Source organism: Streptomyces sp. NPDC001750, assembly GCF_042892615.1.
Lineage (GTDB): Bacteria > Actinomycetota > Actinomycetes > Streptomycetales > Streptomycetaceae > Streptomyces.
Genome location: NZ_JBIAUE010000011.1, coordinates 1 through 18,012 on the forward strand (window position 1 = coordinate 1; position 18,012 = coordinate 18,012).

Sequence of the window (18,012 nt, forward strand, 5' to 3'; positions counted from 1 at the left end):
GGGTTCGGGGACGTCCTCCCAACGCAGTCGCCTGAGTTCATCCAGCATGAGTCGTCGCATGAGAGGAGTGTCGCTAGAACGTTCTTTCCAGTCAAGGTGCGGTGCTCCCGAAAACCCCCATGCGCCGCCGATCGATTCGACCGAACGAAGACAGAGACCTTGGGTGACAACACCACGCCGCTGTTCACCTCCGAAGAAGGCACCTCCCCGCCCTTCGCGCCCCCGCAGCCGCAGCCGCAGTCATCGGAACCGGCCCGGCTGCCGATCCGGTTCCAGCAGCAGACCTCGTCGCGCAGTGGTATCCCGGCGAACGTTCGGAGTCGATTCAGGGCCGGCCCTTGGGCTCCGCGCTCCGCCCACGAATCGACTCCGTCCATGCGGGACGCCTCGACGGGGTCGACATCATCTGCGATCGGCAGCTGACGGTCGCCAGGCCGTCGTCGCCGGCTGGCCGGGTCCGCCGCGCAGCGGGAGGCCGACACGTGGTGCCGCACCTCATGCACGGCGTCATGGATCGGTGCGCCTTCGCCGTCTGGCGGGGCGAACTTGAACGCTCGCCGAACCTCTCACCGAACGGCGGCGTCGCGGAGAATATCGGAGAGCCGCTGCCGTTCGAGGCGCCCTCCCGGGGGCGGAAGCCACCCCGTCAGGTCGCTCCTCGGTGGCTCATGGATGGAGCGGCCTGGTGAAGCCATGGAGCAGATCGAGGAAACGTCTGTGAAGTTCGTCGGACGTCAGATCAAGCGCACCCGCGCCTGCCAGGTGATCGAAGACGAGACCGTCCAGGAAGGCCACGAGTATCGGCGCCTGTGACGGTGGATCGCATGCGCCCATGGCGGTGAGCAAATCCTGTGCTACGGCCCGGTATGCCTCGCCTGCGGCAACGAGGACGGCATGCAACTCGGGCCGCCGCGTGGACTCCAAGGACAGTTCGTAGCGAGCAAGCATGCGTTCGCGACCGTCGGTGACCCAGCGTTCGACGAGGCCGGCAGCGACCGCGGCGACCTGGGCGATGTCCGCTGGTTCGGTGATGACGGGGCGGTCGGCCAGATCGGCGAGATCCGCCTCGGCCAGCCGCTCGACCGTCGCCTGCAGGAGCGCCTGCCGGGTGCGGAAGTAGTACGAGCACGTGCCGGTCGGCACACCGGCGGCCTCGTCGACCGCGCGATGCGTCAGACCGCGCATCCCCGCCCGGGCCAGCGTGCCGATCGCCGCATTGGCCAGTTCTTGCCGCCTTGTCGTACGTTCGGCCACTGCTTCCTCTCCTCGCGCGACCACCCCCACTCTACAAATGTAGTATACCTTCCTCTGTCGGAGCATCATGTCCATGATTGCCACAGATACGGAGGGGAAGTCCGCGCGGCAATCTGCAACGCAATCAGCACGAACGCGATCAGAGGGGGATCGGCGGTCCGGCCGTCGCCGTCGGGCTGATCCGGCAGGACGGCGGGTGGAGGTGCTGGAACGCACCGCAACCTTCACGCAGTCGGCGCCGGACTCTCGTTGTGGCCCAGCTGCGTGCGTGCGCTGGACGCGCCGGAGCTGAACGACCACACACGACTGCGTCCGCTCATCGAGACTGAGACGGGCATCCCTGGCCCATGTGTGCCGACCCCGACAAACCCCTCGCGGGCTACCTGTCCGGCACGGAGTTGGCGCACGGCAAGGGGTTCATGCCGTGCGCGGGATCCGCTGCGCACGGCCGTGGAGCCGGAGCGCCGTGACGATCTCGACGATGCCGACCACGACCAACCACCAGCCGGCGACCAGGGTGAGCACGGCGATCGAGGTGAACGGCGAGATGATCAGCACGATCCCCGCGATGAAGGTGACGATACCGAGGACGGCCTGCCAGCCGCGCGCGGGCACGGTGGAGTCGTGAACGACGGCCAGAGTATGGGTGATCCCGCGGACCAGCCAGCCGATGCCGATCCACAACGCGAGCAGCAGAATCGACTCCAACCGGCCCCGGAAGCAGAACAGGCCCAGCAGGATCGACAGGGCGCCGCTGATGAAGGCCAGGACACGCAGCGAGGTCGCCTTGTGCGTGCCGAAGGCGGCCGCCAGTTGGAGCACGCCGCTGAGAATGAGGTAGATGCCGAAGAGGATCCCGGCGACGAGCAGGGACGGGCCCGGCCAGGCCAGGATCACGATCCCAAGAATCAGGGAGGCGATGCCGGTTGTCAGGACGACCTGCCAGGCAGTGCGGGCGAGGCGGTGCAGGAACCCCTCGAAGGGCGGCTCCATGTAGCCCGAGTGCGGTTTCGGCGCGTGCACGTCACCTGCGGCATGTGTGTGGCGGTCGTCGTATTCCGGTCCCTGGGGGGAGCCGCTCGGTGCGTCGGTCATGATCCATGCTTGTACCGGGCACGGGCGCTCCGCCACCTTTGCCGGTCCAACCGGCTGACGGCGGAAGCGCGGACCACGCCGCACGGAAAGCCGGCCGTCAACGGCTGGGGGGAGCCTCTGGTCGGCGGCATCGCACGACCCAACCCCTGTGCGGACGCCATCGGTCGCCCACGCCCCGCACCACGCCGCCTTCCAGCAGCGCGACCTGTCGGATCGCGACTTCGTCCACGTGCGGGCCGACGGCGTGCGCCCCAAGGTCCGGCTCGGACAAGCGCACAGCCGCGTCCTGGTCCTGCTCGGCATGCGGCTGCACGGCACCGAGGAACTGATCGCTTTGCCCGAAGGTCTGTGGGAGAGCACCCAGTTGTGGGCCGACCTGCCGCGCTACTGCCGCCGCCGGGGTATGCGCGAGCCGGAACCGGTCGTCGGCGACGGCGCGATGGGCCTGTGGAAGGCCCTCGTCGAGGTCTTCCCCGCCTCCCGCTATCAGCGCTGCTGGCAAGGCCCGCAGTGTTGCGAACTTCCTGCCGACGTCGGCACAGCCGGGCGCGACGAAATGGAGAGCACTGCGGTGTGATCGGATTCGTGCCTGGGCTCACCGATCGCTCAGGAAGGTGACGAAACGACCGAAGACCTCGTCCCCGGCGCGATTGGCGGCGAGCTCCGCGCACAGCGTAGGAAAGTCAGCCCAGGCATCGCCCACACGGTCCACCGGGCAAGGCTGCTACGCCCGTCGCAGATGCGCACTTCGTCGACCCACCGGTCGAGACCATCGCCCATCGAGCAGACGAAGAAATGTGCGTCCTCCACAGCTGGGGCCAGCAGGTCGATGAGCCGGTGGAGGTTGCGCACATCGATGTAGCAGACGTCCGACAGCATCTCCCAGCAGAGGAGGAACCGGCCAAGGCAGGTTGATCACTCCGGATTCTGCCTTGCCGGCCCGACGACCTCCGGGCGCCGGGCCGGCATCGTGCACGGCTGCCGACCGTGACTGAGCACCCGAGTTGGCCACTGGGTGCTCCGCCCGGCCGCGCTCGCGCTCAGTTCTTCGTCGGGCATGACGTAGCGGCCTCCTTGCTCCCTGCAGTCCTCCGGAGGGGTATCGGCGGTCTGTCGGCGGTGTGTCGGTGGAGGCTGCGACTTTGGTCGGGTCGGTGCTCCCATGAGCACGCTGCCCCGAGCGCAAGGAGCCCGTCATCGTGTCTTCCGCATCCCAGAGCCGATCGTGGAACGTTCAGTGGCTGCCGTCTGCCGAGGGCAGGACTTTCCTGGTCACCGGAGGTAACGCCGGGATCGGCTACTTCGTCGCGGAGCAGCTCGCCGCCACCGGCGCCGTCGTCGTACTCGGCAGCCGGGACACCGCGAAGGCCGACGCCGCCATGGCCTCGATCCGCTCGCGCGTCTCCGGCGCGCACGTGCGGCACCTTCAACTGGACCTCGCCGACCTGTCATCCCTGAAGACCGCCATGGACAGGCTGGACCTCGAGCATCTCGACGCGGCCGTCTACAACGCGGGGGTGGCGCTCGACGACCCGCCGCGTCGAGAGACCGAGGACGGCCACGAGCTGATGTTCGGCACCAACCACCTGGGCCACTTCGCGCTCACCCAGTGGCTGGCCCCACTGCTGTCCGCGGCACCGGCAGGCCGCATCGTGACGGTGGGAAGCTTCGCGGCACGGTCCGAGCGACTGGATCTGGGCGATCTGCAGTCGACCCAGGACTATCGGCCCAAGCGCACCTACGGCCGATCGAAGCTGGCGCAGATGTGCTTCGGCTTCGAACTCGATCGCTGCCTGCGCGCACTCGGCAGCACGGTGCTCAGCGTGGTGGCCCACCCCGGCGGCGCACTGGACTCCCTCACCCCGTCCCGCCCGCCGGTACACGTGACGACCCCCGGCGAACGGCTGCGCGCCTTGCCCGCCGGACTCCTGGTGCAGGGCAAGGATGCCGGGGCATGGCCCGTTGTCCGTGCCGTCCTCGACCCGGAGGTGCGGGGAGGGCAGCTCTGGGGGCCGAGGGTCTTCGGGCTGCGTGGCGCACCACGGCGTGAGCCCGTCCCCCCTCATATGACCGACCCGGCCGCCGCCGCTCGCCTCTGGACGGCCAGCAGTGAGCTGGTCGGCACCGATCCGCACCTCGGCTTCCGGTAGGCGTGCAGTTGCGCCCAGGGCGGCCGTCCAGTGGCCGACTGCGGTGCTCGGCCCGGCCAACTCGGGCGCTCGGTCACTCAGGGCCTCTGCCGCCGCCCGTACCGGAATGCCGCACCCACGGAACACGTGCACTCCGCCAATACCTCTGCGCCCCGTCGGCTCCTGCCTGGAGTGCCACGGGCGGCACGTCCGCCGGCCCCACCGCCTGCACCGCTCCCCCAGCCGCGCACCGGCCGGCCGCCGCGCCGCCGCCGGCCGGTCCACGCGCCTCGACGACGACCCGGTCGAACAGGCTGCGCAGCAGGCGTACTCCCGGGCGGCCGTCGGGCCGCCCCACGACGACGGGCTGATGCGTCGGCGGGAAGCGAGCGTCAACGGCATCCGCGTCACCGAGGCGGTCCGGCGTATTTTCGGCTCCCGGCCGGAGGCCGAGCGGGGAGTCCTGCTCCCGTCCGGTGGCCGGGGAGTCCCGGATCATGGCTGCGCAGGCGTCGAGTGGGGGAACGGCGTCGACGGCCCGTGCGGGGCGGCCGGCCTCCCGGCCCCGCCGGCGTCACCTCCGCGAATCGCGAGCAGAGCTGCCGTCTCCGCGCGGCGCCCCGCGTCCGTACCGCCGAGGCGGACGGCCTGGATGTGGCAGAGCCTGGCGACCACCGGCGTCCACACCTCGTCGACCGGGACACCGGCCGTACGGGCGACGCAGGAGGACCAGGTGTGCAGGCTCACCGCGAGGCCGACGGGCAGGCCGGGGCCGGGAAGCCGGGGGAAGGCCGGAGCGACGGGCGGCGGTGTGGGCGGGGGAGTGCCGGAAGCACGGTGGCCGGCGGTGGCTTCGAGCCACGCCAGGTGCCAGTCGGCCACGGCGGACCGATGGCGCTCCGGAACCAGCCAGGAGTACAGGCTCGTCACTTCGTCGGCGATCACGTCCTGCGGTGCGTACCCGCTCGGGTCACCGGAGCCCGACGTCAGGACACCGTGCGCACGGTTGCTGGTCGCCGCCAGCAGATCGCCCCAGACGAGAGGCTGGCGGCCGTGGGGGAACAGGCCGGGGCTGCACACCGCCGCACAGGAGCGGGGCTGCGCAGCGGTGACGAGCCCGCGCCTCAAGGCGTCGGTGATCCAGTCCAGTTGGGCGTCGAGGGGTTCAGCGACGGGGACGGCGAACTCCATCGAGGCGCCCCCGTCGAGCAGGTCGGCCCAGAACCACGAGGTTCGCGCCGCACCGCCGACCAGGACCAGCAGCCGCCCCCTCGCGGACGCCGAAGCGCACCGGACCCTCCAGGCGTGCCAGTCGGACCGGTCGGGCCGGTCGCGCCGGGTCTGCCGGGTCTGCCGGGGACCGGAAAGCGTCACGCGGTCCCGCTCCCTCGCACCTGTGAGCCGTACTCCTGGCGGCAGGCGGAGTCGTCGTACGGGGACAGTCCGGCCCGCACCACCGGAAGGAGACGCTCGGGCGTGAGCGCCCACCGGTTCCAGTGGAAGAGCACCAGCGCCGTCGCCCAGGCACGCACGGGGAAGCCCTGAGCGCGCCGGAGCAGGGCGGCGGCGTCGCCCGTGCGTGCCGCCCACCTCCGGGCACGGACCAGGTGGGTGTCGGCCACCGCGTCGCCGGTGACCGGCACCCGCCCCGCCAGGAGCGAGCCCGCCACGGCGGGGTCCACGTACGGCGGACCGTCGGGTGCGACGTGAGGGCCGAGGGCCGTGCGCAGGGCGTGGTCGAGTCGCAGCCAGAGGTCCCGGAGCTCGTCCGCGTCCTCGGCGATCCTGGACAGCAGCGTCTGCGCGGTGACAAGGCCCAACAAGGGGACGAACGAGGTCTCTCCGCCGTCCGGGCAGGTGTTCCACGACAAGGCGAGGCGGCTGTCGGCCGCGCAGTGGGTGTGTGCCAGATCGAGGCCGGCCGGTCCGCCGAAGCGATACGTCTCGGGTTCGTACACGCCGGTCGTCCGCAGCCCCGGGAGCCGGGCGGGCGGCGTCGCGTCCGCCATCGCGCGGCGCAGCGAGCCGGGGTCCGGGGACTCCAGCCGCAGCCGGATCCCCGGAGGCTTGTGCAGGAACCACCACCGGGAGACGAGCCCTTCGTCCTGCCATCGCGCGACTCCCTCCCGCAGCCGGGACCACTCGGCCCGGTCTGCCGGCAGATCGCAGTCGCACTGCACCCAGGATTCGCCCGTGGCCCGCAGGCTCTCCGGCCCGCACAGCGCGATGTACGGATCGAGCACGGGCCGCTTGTCCGCGCCGGGGCAGTGCCCGGCGGGCGCGTCGGACGTACTCCATGCCACGGCGGCCTCCCACAGGTGTTCGCGTCCCTCGCCGTCGACCAGTCGGCGCCGGGGGTCCTTCCGGCCGGACACGGGGGTGATGACCAGCGGTCCGGGGTCCGCCCGGGACACCAGGGGGACGAGGGCGTCCAGGGCCAGGGGGCTCGACGGCGGCACGGCCAAGGGAGTTGCGGCGGGGTGCTCCGGGCGGACCTGCACCAGGGCGGGCAGCCCCATGTCCCGTACCGCCTGTCTCCAGGCGAGGTAGCGGGCCGGGCCGGAGAGGCGGACCAGCCCGGCCACCGCCACCGGGGGGACGGTCCAGCGGCGGGTGCCGATGCGGATGCCGCCGTGTGTCCTGACCTCGGGGTGGTGCCGCCAGACCTCGCGTTCGGCCGGCAGTGCCGGCAGCCCCAGCGACAGCCATTCCCAGCCGTGGCTCATGGCGGCCGTCCACAGCAGATGGCTGAGCGGATCCCGATGACCCGTCTCGGCCGCCGCGTTGTAGACCGGCATCAGGCGCCGGGCCGGCTCCCGGGAGTCCACGCACCAGACGCGGCCGTCGTCGTCCACCGTGAGCAGCCACCGGTCGGCCGAGGCCTGCCCGGCGGCCGTCAGGTCGAGCCGCGCGCCGGTCAGGTCGGGGCGGACGGCCGTGCCCGGCTCGGCGCAGTCGCGACCGACGACCTCCACCGCCCGGCCGAGCAGGGCCGCGCGGAACGCCGCCCGGTCCGCCGCTCCCGGCCGGTGCCGGGCGTGGAAGACGGCGGGCTGGGGGCGTCCCCACAGGAAGGCCAGGTGCCCCCTGCCGTCCGCGGTGAGCACGGCCGCGCCCTGCCCGCCGCCCGTCGGGCGGGTCATCGCGGCGAGTGTGTGGACCGGGCTTCGCCGGTCGGCGAACAGACGTTCCTCCCACAGATCGCAGTCCTCCTGCACCCCCAGGGCGGTGAACGGCCGCGGGCCGAATCGCAGGTCGAGGACGCCGGGCCGGGTGTCCGGGCTGTCCGCGGTAGCGGGCCGCCCGCCGGGGTGGTGCCGTGAAGCCTGTACGGCGTCCCAGCGGCGCATCGCTTCCCCGAGCGGTACGGGTGGCAGGCCCGCGAGCGCCTCTGCCAGTTCCCCGACCGACGCGTGCCGGTACCGTTCGGCGGTCGCGTCGGCCCCCGCGTTCGCCAGCGCCTCGGCAATCGTCTCCTCGGCGGCGCGGTCGTCGGCGGCCGTCCAGGAGAGGCGGAACGCGGCTCCCGGCTCCCAGTCGACGGTGACGACCGTGCCCTCCGGCGCGGGGACGTCCGCGAACGCGAACAGCCTTGCTGCCTCCCTGTCACAGGCCCGCACCTGCTCGCGCACCCGCCGCGGGGACCACTCGGCCAGGCCGAGCGCCAGCTCCTCGCACAACGCCCGGATCCGCTTCACCGACAGCGCCCACATCTCCGCGTCTCCGGCCCCGAGTCCGGGGGTGACGGCCTCCAGGGCCTGCCACACGTCCTCGGCGGTGCCGGGGAGTCCCGCACACGGCTGGAGGAGCCCGCGCGCCACCAGGACCCGCAGGACACGTTCGAGCGCCGGCCGCGCCGCGGTGTCGTCCCCGGCCAGGGCGGCGAGCAGGTGCCCGGGGTCGACGCTCCGGCCGCCGTCACAGGCGGTCAGGACGGCGTCCATCAGCGGCTGTCCCCCGACGCGGCTCCACACCGGGCCGTCCGGCCCGAACGACAGCCACCACCAGGCGTCCCCCTCGCGGTGGACGCTCGGGTCGCGGCGCAGCCGGCCCCGCAGGGGGTCCCGGTGGGCGAGTGTCTCGGCGGCGGCGCGGAAGGGGGCCAGGCGTACCCCGACCTCGTAACGGACCTTCTCCGGAGTTTCCGTGCGGTGCGGGTGGACCACGCCGGACCACAGGCCCTGTGGTGTCGGGCGGGCGCAGGCCCGGCTCAGAAGCCGCCAGAGGGTGTGCTCCAGCCGTCTGCGTCTGGCCGGGGCGCCGTCGTCGTGCCGCGACCGTTCCAAGGCGTCGTGGACGGCGGGGTTGCCCACCGCCAGGGCCGTACGGAACCGGTCGGAGCGGGCGATCCGCCGCAGCAGGGCACGCTGCCGGCCGTCCTCGGCCGCCCAGGCGGCGGCGAACTCCTCGGTCAGGGCGGCCAGGCGCCGCCGCTGTTCCAGGTCGTCCCGGATCCGCCGGCCCACGTCGCCGTGGGCGTCCAGCAGCGTCGCCACCGACGCGTCGCACCGTACAGGCTCCGGGCCGGCGTGCAGGGCGCGGCGCAGGGCCAGCACGGCGCGGCGTTCGCGCCGGGGCAGAGCGGGCACCACCGGGAACAGGGCGTCGGTGAGCTCACCGCTGCGGGCGGTGATCGCCTCGCGCAGCGCGAGGAGTTGGTCGGCCCGGCGGGCGAGAGCGTCGGCGGCGAAGGATTCGAGCAGGTCGACCGGCCAGGCCGCGACTCGCAGGACCGGCCCGCCGATCACCCTCACGTCCATGTCCCGGTCCGTCCGCGGTCAGTGGACATTCGCCGGCTCCGGTACCCCCTCCTGCCAGGGCCAGCTGTGGCCGGGCACCCGCACCAGTCGGCGCCGGCCGCGCAGCTGCGCCAGGGAGTCGCCGGGGCGCAGAAGGCACACCTCCACGCCGGTGGAGCTCACCTGGCCGTCGAGCAGCGACGAGCGGCACCGCGCTGTCCGCGCCACGCACTCGGGGAACGGGTCGATTCCCGCGATCTCCTCGCCGTGCCCGTCCAGCCGCGGTCCCAGACCCAGGTTCCAGTGCCACGGCGCTCCGCCGTCGGCGTACGGCACGACGGTCCGTGCGCCCCAGCGCTCGGCCAGGTCCAGCGCACCGTCCGCGTCGGTCATCAGCTGCATGCGGCAGGCCCACAGTTCCGGAGGCACGAAGGGCAGATAGCGGGCGATGGAGGAGAACAGCAACTGGACCGGGTACATGCGCCAGCCGCGGTAGCCGGCGAAGACCAGGTCGGGATCGCCCAGCCGGGCGCGCGCCTCCAGGGCCACATCGCGCATGTCCCCGCGGTCGTCGCGCCCCGCGTCGGCCAGGAGGACGGAGCGGGAGCGCGGGGTCTCGACCAGATAGGTGTTGCCGACGTTGGTGACCTCCGGGTGCAGCCGCTTGGCGTCGGTGGGCTGTTCCCCGTAGAAGGGCAGGGCGGTCACCGTGATGTCGCCGACCTGCCAGGACGTGTGCCAGGCGAGCGGTACGACCGTGGTGAAGCCGAGCTCGGTCAGGCGCAGGGCCAGGTCGGCGGCCAGGATGCTCTCCCGTTCGACCACCGGGACGACGACGGGTGTGTCCGGCGGCAGCCGGAGCAGCGACGCGGGGTCGAAGTGGTCCGGGTGACTGTGCGTCAGCAGGACCGCGTCGAGCCGGCCGAGGTCGGCAGGCTGCATCGGCTGATAGGTCTCCGGGTAGATGGCGCGGCGGGCGGGGAGCCAGGGATCCACCACCACCCGGGCCTGGCGTCCCTGCACCAGGACGGTGTTGTGGCCGCAGAAGGTGACGTCGGCCTCCTCCAGTTCCGGGGCGCGGCGGCCGGGTGGCACCGCGGCGAGCAGGCTCTGTTCGCGCAGGCCGGTCAGCAGGGTGCGCATGTCGGGATGCAGCTCTCGGGCGGCCGCCTCGGTCAGGCCGCCGTTGCTCAGATCCGCGATCAGCGCGTGGACCGGCGCCCAATGACTGTCCGGCAGGCGGAGCCGGACGAGTGCCTCGCCGACCGCGAGGTCCTCACGGCCCAGCGTGAGCAGGCGCGGCCGGGCCAGCGCAGGGTCGGGGTGGCGGACGTCCTCGTGCAGGTACCAGCCGCCGTCGGCCGCCGCGTCGGCGACCGCCCGGAACGCCTGCCCCCGCACCACCTCGGCCAGCAGCCCGGGGGCCGCCGCGACCAGCGAGGCGTGCCCGTGGGCTTCGGCGTGCTCGGCGAGAGGCGCGTACAGCCGACGCGCCGCGAGTTCCGGATTCGCCGTGACCGGGCTGCCGAAGCGTGTCCGGTCCTCGTAGGTGACGTTGATGCTCACATCGGCACGCAGCCACGTCCGCGTCATACGTTCTCCTTCAGACTCCGGTACACCGCTTCGCGGGCCAGCACCCGCCGGAAGGCGTCCTCGTCGCGGTAGCCGGCGGTCTTGGCCCACCGGTCGACATGGGACGGGACGGGGATGCCATGGCGGTCGAACCACTCCTGATACAGCTCGCGCGTGCCGCCTCCGGCTGCTTCGGCCGAGGGGTTCTCCAGGCCGGCCGCGGCGAGCGTGCGCTGCTTGTCCTCGGCCCGCGCCGCCAGCCGGCCGAAGCGGCCTGTGGCCCGGAGCTGGTCGGGCAGGTGAGCGAGGACGTCGGCCCCGGCACGCGTGGCGACCAGCGTGGCCGCCGCGTCGGTCCTGGCCATGGCGTTGAATCCGTCCAGGTCGAGGTGGTTGTGCGCCAGCCAGGCGTCGAAGGCCGCCTGGTCGGTCAGGCCGAGAGCGGTGCACAGGTCGTTGGCGCGTTCGCGTACGGCCGTGGCGTCGGGCCGCACCGCGCAGCGTTCCGCCTCGGCGGAGGCGAGGGTGCGGATGAGGGCCCCGCGGTAGACATCGGTGAAGTCCTCCGGCTCCAGGAGCAGTTCCTCCAGGATCAGGTGCATCGTGAGCGCGCCGTGGTCGCCGGTGGCGGGGGCCGGGCCGGCGCTCCGTACGAGGTCGTCCCACCACAGCGTGTGCTGGAAGGTCCAGGGGACGCTGACGGGTTCCGGCGGATCGGTGCGCAGCAGGTCCAACAGCGCCAGGGCGTCCAGCCGCTTCTGGTCCACCCGGCCGTGTGGAAGCCAGGCGCGCAGGGCGGCGGCGCTGTCGGCGAGGCCCCGCGCACTCGCCTCTTCGAGGAGGGCGGACCAGGAGCGCTCGGGGTAGAAGCGCTGCTTGGCGAGCGCTGTGAGGGTGTCGGCGTCGTCGCCGCCGATGACTCCTTCGCCTGCCGCCGCCTCCAGGGTCCGGCGGATGTTGACCATCGCCTCGGACGCCGCCCGGTAGCCGAGAGCCTGCTCGGTGTGCGCCACCGCGACCTCGTCGTCGTCGGTGAGCGTGCCGGCGGCGAACTGCTCGAAGATCCAGCCGACCCCGACCATGCCGAAGGCCCGCAGCTCCGCGGCCCGCAGCGCTCCCATGCTGGAGGCGCCGTAGACGGGGATGCCCTCGCGCAGGGCCCAGAGGACCTCCTTGTGCCACACCGAGGGCACCCGTTCGAAGTAGCCGTCCACGACGGCCAGGGCCCGCGGCCGTTCCCTGGCCGCGCGGTACACGTCCCCCTGCGCGGCGGGCGGCAGGACGACGGCGTCCGGGAGGGTGTCGGTGACGGTCCCGGCCGGCAGCGTGGGCCCCACGAAGACGCAGACGGCGCCCCTCAGCGCGCTCATCGGGCGCTCCCTTCGCTGTCGCAGGCGTGGTCGGAGGCGACGGGAGGCGGGCCGGCGACGCCGCCGCGCAGTGCCCGGGCCCGTGGCCCGGGCACCCAGCCGTCCAGCATGCTCGCCGACTCCAGCCCGGGAATCACCACCCGCACGACCGGGATGCGCAGATGCGGCAGGGTCAGGTCGACGGCCAGGACCTGAGTGATGCCGGCGTTCTTGAGCCGTTCCAGCAGCCAGGCCAGGTCCGCGTCGAAGGTGTCGGCGTCGAAGCCTGGACCGGAGTCGAAGGACCGGGCATGCCTCCCCCGCAGCAGCGCCCGCTCCCGGGCCAGCACATCGGGGTTGCGCACCCGGTCGTAGTCGTCGCGGGCCACGTCCTCCCTGGACCCGGCGGTGACGGTGAGCCGGCTCTGCGCCGCCTCGGTCAGCGCCCGCAGCAGCGCCACCGTACGCACCGGGTGACAGCCCATGCCCGCTGCCGAGTGCATGCGGCGGAAGGGGTCGTCGCCCTCGGTGATGACGCAGAAGAAGGAGGGCACACCGATGTCGGCGGTCGTCGTCTCCCACACCGCCACGTCCACACCGGCCCGCTCGTACAGATCCAGCACGGTCCGTGCGTCCGGGTTCCTCACGGTCGCCAGGTCGACGCGGGTGGCGGCGGCCGCGTCCGGGTCCAGCAGGTGCCACAGGGTGGTGGCGTCGCGCTCGACCACCTCGCAGATGCCGTGGATCACTGCCTCGATCACATGGTTGCCCGAGGCCAGGCCGTTGGACGAGGCCAGGAAGCAGCCGGCGCCGGTGGGCCGGGGCAGCGTGAAGCGGGTGTGGACCAGTTCGTACGGCACCCAGGTCGGCGTCTGCCCGAGCAGGTCCCAGCTCTCCGTCCACAGCAGGTCCAGATGCGGATGGAACCCCGAGCCGGCGTCGGCGGGCAGCGCGGTGACATCGGCCAGGGTGTGGCTCCAGCGCAGTTCCTCGTACGTGGCCAGCTTCACGGGCGCGGCGATCCGCTCGGCGTGCCAGGCCTCGACGGACTCCATGACCGCGGAGGCCCGCGCGGCGGGCAGGTCGACGCCCTTGCCCTGCGAGACCGACAGCGAACGGGAGTTGGGCCGACTGACCACGACGACCGGGATGCCGATGTGGTCGAGTCCGGTGACGTCCGCCACGCGGGTGATGCCCATCATGTCGAAGAGGGGGCTCACGCGGCGGACGGTGTCCTCCGGGGGGACACAGCGGTGGGTCCCACCCTTGAAGAGCTTGGGGACGGGGGCCGAGCCCGCGGCGAGCAGATCCCGCAGGGCGGCGTTGGCGTCGCTCACGCGGCGGCTCCGATCCGGGTTCCGGCGGCCGGCACCAGCCACAGCACGCCTGCGGCCAGCATCTCGTCGATCATGCCGCGCAGTTCCTTGGCGATCACCGCCCGGTCGTGGGTGTCGCGGTCGCCGCCCGGAGCGACCTGGGAGGCGAGCGCGCCCAGCAAGTCGTCGACCCGGCACGGTTCGGCGGGCCGGGCGAGCAACTGCAGCAACTGCCGCGGCGTGCGCACCCGTCCCGTGAACGACTCGGCGACGAAGCCCTCGCCGGTGGGCCGGAAGCGCGTGCTGCGCGGCCACTCCAGCCGGAACAGCAGCGGATCCCCGGGCGGCGGCAGGCACAGCTGCCAGGGGAACCGGTCGGTTCCGTAACGCTCGGCGTACAACATGGCGTACTCCTCGAAACTCGGCCACAGGTGCGCGGGGAACTGCCGGTGCACTGGGAAACGGGCCCGCAGGACGGCCTGGAAGTCGGCGATGAGCTGCTGTGCCCGTTGCGTGGACAGTCCCCCGGCCGATGTCCACGACCGCACCGACAGCGGGAAGTCGGCACCGGCCAGTTCCTCCGCGTCCATCTCGATGCCGAAGCGGTCCGCCTGCTCGAAGTAGTCGGTCCGCAGGTCGAGGCTGAAGCCGTGCACGTCGAAGCTGTGCCGGGGGTCGGCGAGCACGTCGGCGTGGTCGAGAAGGAAGGACAGCGTCTGCTGTGCGTCCTGCTCGGTCTCCTGGGGGAACCCCACCATGCTGAACAGGTGCAGGCAGATCCCGGCCTCGTGCACCGCGCGCAGGACCTGCGAGGCGACAGGCAGGCGGACGCCCTTGTCCATGTGGTCGAGCATGCGCTGGGAGCCCGACTCCAGGCCGAAGAACAGCTTGCGCACCCCCATGGCGGCCAGGCGTTCGCACGTGGCGGCGTCGAAGCCGGGCTCCAGCCGGGCGTAGCCGACCAGCGACACGTCCAGGTCCCGTTCGGCCAGGGCCTCGCCCAGTCTGAGGAGGAAGCGGGGGGACAGCGCCTCGTCGGTGATCTCGTAGTGCCGACAGCCGTGGCGTTCCGTCAGCCGGGCGATGTCCTCGGCCACGACGGCCGGGGGGCGCGTGCGGTAGGGCCGGGGGGCGACCCGGTTGATGTGCGGGATGTCGCAGAACCGGCACTTGTTGAAGTAGCAGCCCTTGCCGGTGAGGATCGGCAGGACCGGTACAGGCGTGAGATAGCGGTCCAGGGGAAGGCCTTCGAAGTCGGGGGTCGGCAGGGCCGCCACGTCCTCGGCCACCACCCGCCCCGCCACCGGGGCCCCGGAGGCGTCGAGCGCGACGGTGTTGGGCACACCGGCCAGGTCCCGGCCGTCCGCCAGGCGTTCCAGGACGCCCAGCAGGGCGGCCTCCCCTTCGTATGGCACCAGCGCGTCGCAGAACAGCGTGAAGAATCGGGGCCGCCGCAGGAGCGCCGACGCGAACTTCGCGTAGACGGTGCCACCGATCACGACGGTGTGGCCCGCGCTCTTGCACCGCCGCGCGAGCGTCAGACCCGGAATGACCTGCTGGTGGTTGAGGATGGAGATGCCGACCAGGTCCGGACGGGCGGCTTCCAGATCGGCGAGGATCCCGTGCGACCAGTGGTCCTCGAAGACGTTGACCGCAGGGTCGGCGGTCGCGCGATCCAGGTCCGGCAGCCGGGCCGGGTCGATGGCGTCGACCGCGTAGGTCACGGGCGCGATGTCCCAGTCCACACCGTGGGCGGCCCCCACCATGCGCAGTCCGTGGGACAGCGCCTCACGTGCTTCGGCGAGGGCCAGCGGATGATAGAAGGCCACAGGGTCGCGCAGCGTGTCGGCGGCTCCCGGGGCGAGTTCCAGCGTCCGTTCGGCCATGGCCAGGACCCGGTCGAGCCGGTCCCGCTCGTCGGCCGGGACCCGTCGGGACCGGCGGTCGCGACAGACCCCGGCCGCTCGCTCCAGCGCGGCGGGGCGCAGCAGCGCGTCGACCGCCTCCACATCGAGGTCCCGCTGGGTCACCTCGACGCCGTTGCGGCGCAGGCGGGACGTGAGAGACGGAAGGGCCAGGTGCGGGCTGCGGGGGTCGGCTGCTGGCGGGAACAGGAGTACTGCGTGCACGAGGGCGGTCTCCAGGGGCCGAACGACAGGGGGCAGGACGGTGGGAGCGGTGGCCCGGTCAGCGCGAGACCGTGCTCGGATTGACCCTGAACTTGGCCAGGCCCATCGTTCCCGGGCACATGACCGTCCCCGATGCCTTCCAGTTCACGTCCTCGGCCAGGTCGGCCCGCTGGAAGGGGCCCACGAACGACTGCGCCTGGGCCGCCTTGCCCGTGCCCATCCGGAAACCGTTGCCCGTGATCTCCTCGCCGCCGGCCACCTGCACCGCGTCGAGCAGATTCGTACAGAACTGCGCCATATCGGGCTCGGTCACCTTGCAGGCATCCAGCATCTCGTCGCGCAGGAAATAGAGCGACCCGTCCTCGCCGCGGATGATCGTGCCGCCTTCGTCGTTGCTCTTGTTGTCGGCCATTTCGTGTCCTTCCTGGTCGGCGGGTCCGTCTCGCGGACCCTCCACATGTGAACACCTCCAGGTATTCCACGGACACGGGTCCGTATTACGGGGCGATTCGGGTGAGAGGGCGACTCGGAGCCGACAGCCTGGCCCCGCGGCGCGGAATGAGGGTTCCCCCGGGGAGCCGTCCGTGGATACCCGGGGCGAAAGGGTCCGATGTGGGGTGGCGAGCATCGGCTCCGACAGTGACCAGGCCGAGGGCTTGGCCGACGCCCTCCACCCACGCGTGGATGGCGGTGTGCGGCATCGCTCGGTCAGCGAATGCGGAGCGAAGGCACACGGCGGGCGGTTGCGGGGTTCGACTACACGTTCTCGGTACCGAATCCGCTTCCTTTACTCCCCCGCTTTTCACGAAGTGGCGAGATTCCTTCCCATTCCCTGGAATGGCTGCCCACGCTGACGCCGTGTCTTTTTCCTCACACGGTATTCGTGTTGCAGGCGCATCCTTCCCCTATACGGCCGGGAGACGGTGGATACGACGCGGTCCAGAGAGGTCGGCCGGCAAGGCCAGTGCCTGCGGTTCCCCAGCTCACCGATACAACACGCTCTGGAAGGCGACCGTCGGAAAATTCGATCGGGGTGATTCGGCATTCAGGGGATGCGACTGTGAACGCCGATGTCCGGCGACCGCCGGCCTGAGCGTGAAGCGCGCGTCCCAGGTGGCCGTCCCGGCCGCCACCCGGGACGCCCGACCCCGCGGCTCAGCGGTCGCGCAGATAGATATAGAGGCTGGTGTTGGTCGTGCACGACAACGGCACCGTCCACCGCCTGGCAGTTGATAGCGTGATCGTCGTGACAGAACTGGAAGAGTTGGTCCTGAGCCCCGACGAACGGACCCGGGGGGTTCAAGTCGACAGCGTGATGTTCACGATGGACTGGACCGGTGAGGACTACCCGGGCCAGCTGGCTGCGTTCGTGGCTGGTCGAGTACGGGCCTTCGGGGCGGAGCCGACAGACGTCGACACCGATGTCGTCTACCAAGCGGCCGAGACCGACCCGACTCTGCGCCGCGGTGATTTGCCGGTCCGTCAGCTCGATCACCTGTCCGGTGTGCTGGCAGATCTCCGCTGCACGCTCATGGTGTGGGAGGACGGCACCGACACCTACGAGGTACTGGTCGCGTTCACCGATGAGCGTGAGCCGACCGGGTTGATGCACCAGGGCCTCCCGGTGCGGGCCTGGGGCTCGGAACCCGAAGAGACCCTGGTCAGCCTGGACTGCCCGAACTGCTCGCAGATGCTGGTCTGGGAATTGTCGGCGGACCAGACCCTGGCCGACGAGCGCTGCGATTGTGGAGCCGCGTTGTTCGACGCCACTGGCCGTCCGCTGCCCCACGTCACTCTCCACGACTGACCGCTCAGCGCCCTCCGACCCCGGCTCGTCCTCACCGACGCACTGCTCATCGAATGCAGCGCCCGCTGATCCGCACGAACCACGCCTGCCCGTCTTCACGTCACAGCGATCTACACCCAGCACTTCATGCTCGTCAGGTGCGGATCCCGCGCAGAGACGCCGGTGGTCAAGGCCGTGGCTCGGTCGTGGGGCCGGGCAGCAGGACAGCCACGGATGCCGACGATCATGGAGTTGCGACGCTCCGTGATCGCTGGGGAGACGTGCGTCTGCGCCGCCATCATGGCCGCCCGAACCTCTCCAGGGCCAACTCACGGCCCTGCTGCCCGAACGGCCGGAGTACCACCCGGACCATCCGCTGCGCTGCCACCGCCGACGAATCAGCGACCGGATCGTCTTCGACAAGATGCTGCACCTCCTGCGCTTCGGCTCCTCCCACCAGACGATCACCGGCACCACCTGCTCGGCCTCCACAGCCTCTTGGCCCGTCAGCGCCGATGCGCAGCTTGCGCGACTGGAAGACGGCTACCGGAACGCGCCGACGGCCGCCGCCCCTTCCATCAGGTTCTGCTTGTTGCCATGGGAAACCCCGCCGGAATCACCGTTGTTGATGAGTACGGTGCAG

At 71.8% G+C, this 18,012-nt stretch carries 12 protein-coding genes and 2 pseudogenes; 5 read left to right on the plus strand and 9 right to left on the minus strand.

Annotated elements, in window-relative coordinates; all coding sequences use genetic code 11:
- Positions 1-239: 239 nt before the first annotated feature.
- A pseudogene (locus ACFYY6_RS18560) lies at positions 240-689 on the plus strand (DUF6928 family protein); the annotation flags it as partial.
- Here the strand turns inward: ACFYY6_RS18560 and ACFYY6_RS18565 are convergent.
- Positions 667-1,254 carry a TetR family transcriptional regulator gene (locus tag ACFYY6_RS18565; protein ID WP_351524514.1) on the minus strand — a complete coding sequence of 196 codons (588 nt, stop codon included), beginning with the start codon at positions 1,252-1,254 and terminating at the stop codon, positions 667-669. The pseudogene ACFYY6_RS18560 and the gene ACFYY6_RS18565 overlap by 23 nt on opposite strands.
- 417 nt (positions 1,255-1,671) lie before the next feature.
- On the minus strand, positions 1,672-2,349 hold the full coding sequence (locus ACFYY6_RS18570; RefSeq protein WP_351524513.1) for an HdeD family acid-resistance protein: 678 nt from the start codon (positions 2,347-2,349) through the stop codon (positions 1,672-1,674).
- A gap of 148 nt (positions 2,350-2,497) precedes the next feature.
- On the opposite strand from ACFYY6_RS18570, the gene ACFYY6_RS18575 reads away from it, so the two are divergent.
- Positions 2,498-2,926, plus strand: coding sequence for a transposase (locus ACFYY6_RS18575; RefSeq protein WP_389194170.1), 429 nt, complete (start codon positions 2,498-2,500; stop codon positions 2,924-2,926).
- Between the two features lie 622 nt (positions 2,927-3,548).
- The gene (locus tag ACFYY6_RS18580) at positions 3,549-4,499 is read left to right on the plus strand and encodes an SDR family NAD(P)-dependent oxidoreductase (RefSeq protein ID WP_389194173.1); all 951 of its coding nucleotides are present in this window, start codon (positions 3,549-3,551) and stop codon (positions 4,497-4,499) included.
- Between the two features lie 474 nt (positions 4,500-4,973).
- Here ACFYY6_RS18580 and ACFYY6_RS18585 read toward each other — a convergent pair whose 3' ends face one another.
- Genes ACFYY6_RS18585 through ACFYY6_RS18615 form a run of 7 tightly spaced genes read right to left on the minus strand, consistent with a single transcriptional unit; the run spans position 4,974 to position 15,995 of the window.
- Complete coding sequence (locus tag ACFYY6_RS18585; RefSeq protein ID WP_389194176.1) at positions 4,974-5,852, minus strand: hypothetical protein; 879 nt, start codon at positions 5,850-5,852, stop codon at positions 4,974-4,976.
- Positions 5,849-9,238: a thiopeptide-type bacteriocin biosynthesis protein gene (locus ACFYY6_RS18590; RefSeq protein WP_389194179.1), complete on the minus strand. Its 3,390-nt coding sequence runs from the start codon at positions 9,236-9,238 to the stop codon at positions 5,849-5,851. The genes ACFYY6_RS18585 and ACFYY6_RS18590 overlap by 4 nt, the downstream gene beginning before the upstream one ends.
- 18 nt (positions 9,239-9,256) lie before the next feature.
- A complete protein-coding gene (locus ACFYY6_RS18595) occupies positions 9,257-10,810 on the minus strand; it encodes an MBL fold metallo-hydrolase (RefSeq protein WP_389194182.1) in 1,554 nt (517 codons plus the stop codon).
- The gene (locus ACFYY6_RS18600) at positions 10,807-12,159 is read right to left on the minus strand and encodes a TfuA-like protein (protein WP_351633756.1); all 1,353 of its coding nucleotides are present in this window, start codon (positions 12,157-12,159) and stop codon (positions 10,807-10,809) included. The genes ACFYY6_RS18595 and ACFYY6_RS18600 overlap by 4 nt, the downstream gene beginning before the upstream one ends.
- Positions 12,156-13,475, minus strand: coding sequence for a YcaO-like family protein (locus tag ACFYY6_RS18605; RefSeq protein ID WP_386610207.1), 1,320 nt, complete (start codon positions 13,473-13,475; stop codon positions 12,156-12,158). Before ACFYY6_RS18605 ends, ACFYY6_RS18600 begins: the two co-directional genes overlap by 4 nt.
- Positions 13,472-15,583 (minus strand): B12-binding domain-containing radical SAM protein, encoded by a 2,112-nt coding sequence (locus tag ACFYY6_RS18610; RefSeq protein WP_389194185.1) that lies wholly within the window; start codon positions 15,581-15,583, stop codon positions 13,472-13,474. Before ACFYY6_RS18610 ends, ACFYY6_RS18605 begins: the two co-directional genes overlap by 4 nt.
- Positions 15,584-15,641: 58 nt before the next feature.
- Complete coding sequence (locus ACFYY6_RS18615) at positions 15,642-15,995, minus strand: hypothetical protein (protein ID WP_351524504.1); 354 nt, start codon at positions 15,993-15,995, stop codon at positions 15,642-15,644.
- A 774-nt stretch (positions 15,996-16,769) separates the two neighbouring features.
- Between ACFYY6_RS18615 and ACFYY6_RS18620 the strand changes: the two genes are divergently transcribed.
- Positions 16,770-17,390: a hypothetical protein gene (locus ACFYY6_RS18620; protein ID WP_351524503.1), complete on the plus strand. Its 621-nt coding sequence runs from the start codon at positions 16,770-16,772 to the stop codon at positions 17,388-17,390.
- A gap of 250 nt (positions 17,391-17,640) precedes the next feature.
- A pseudogene (locus tag ACFYY6_RS18625) lies at positions 17,641-17,862 on the plus strand (IS5/IS1182 family transposase); the annotation flags it as partial.
- Positions 17,863-18,012 lie beyond the last annotated feature (150 nt).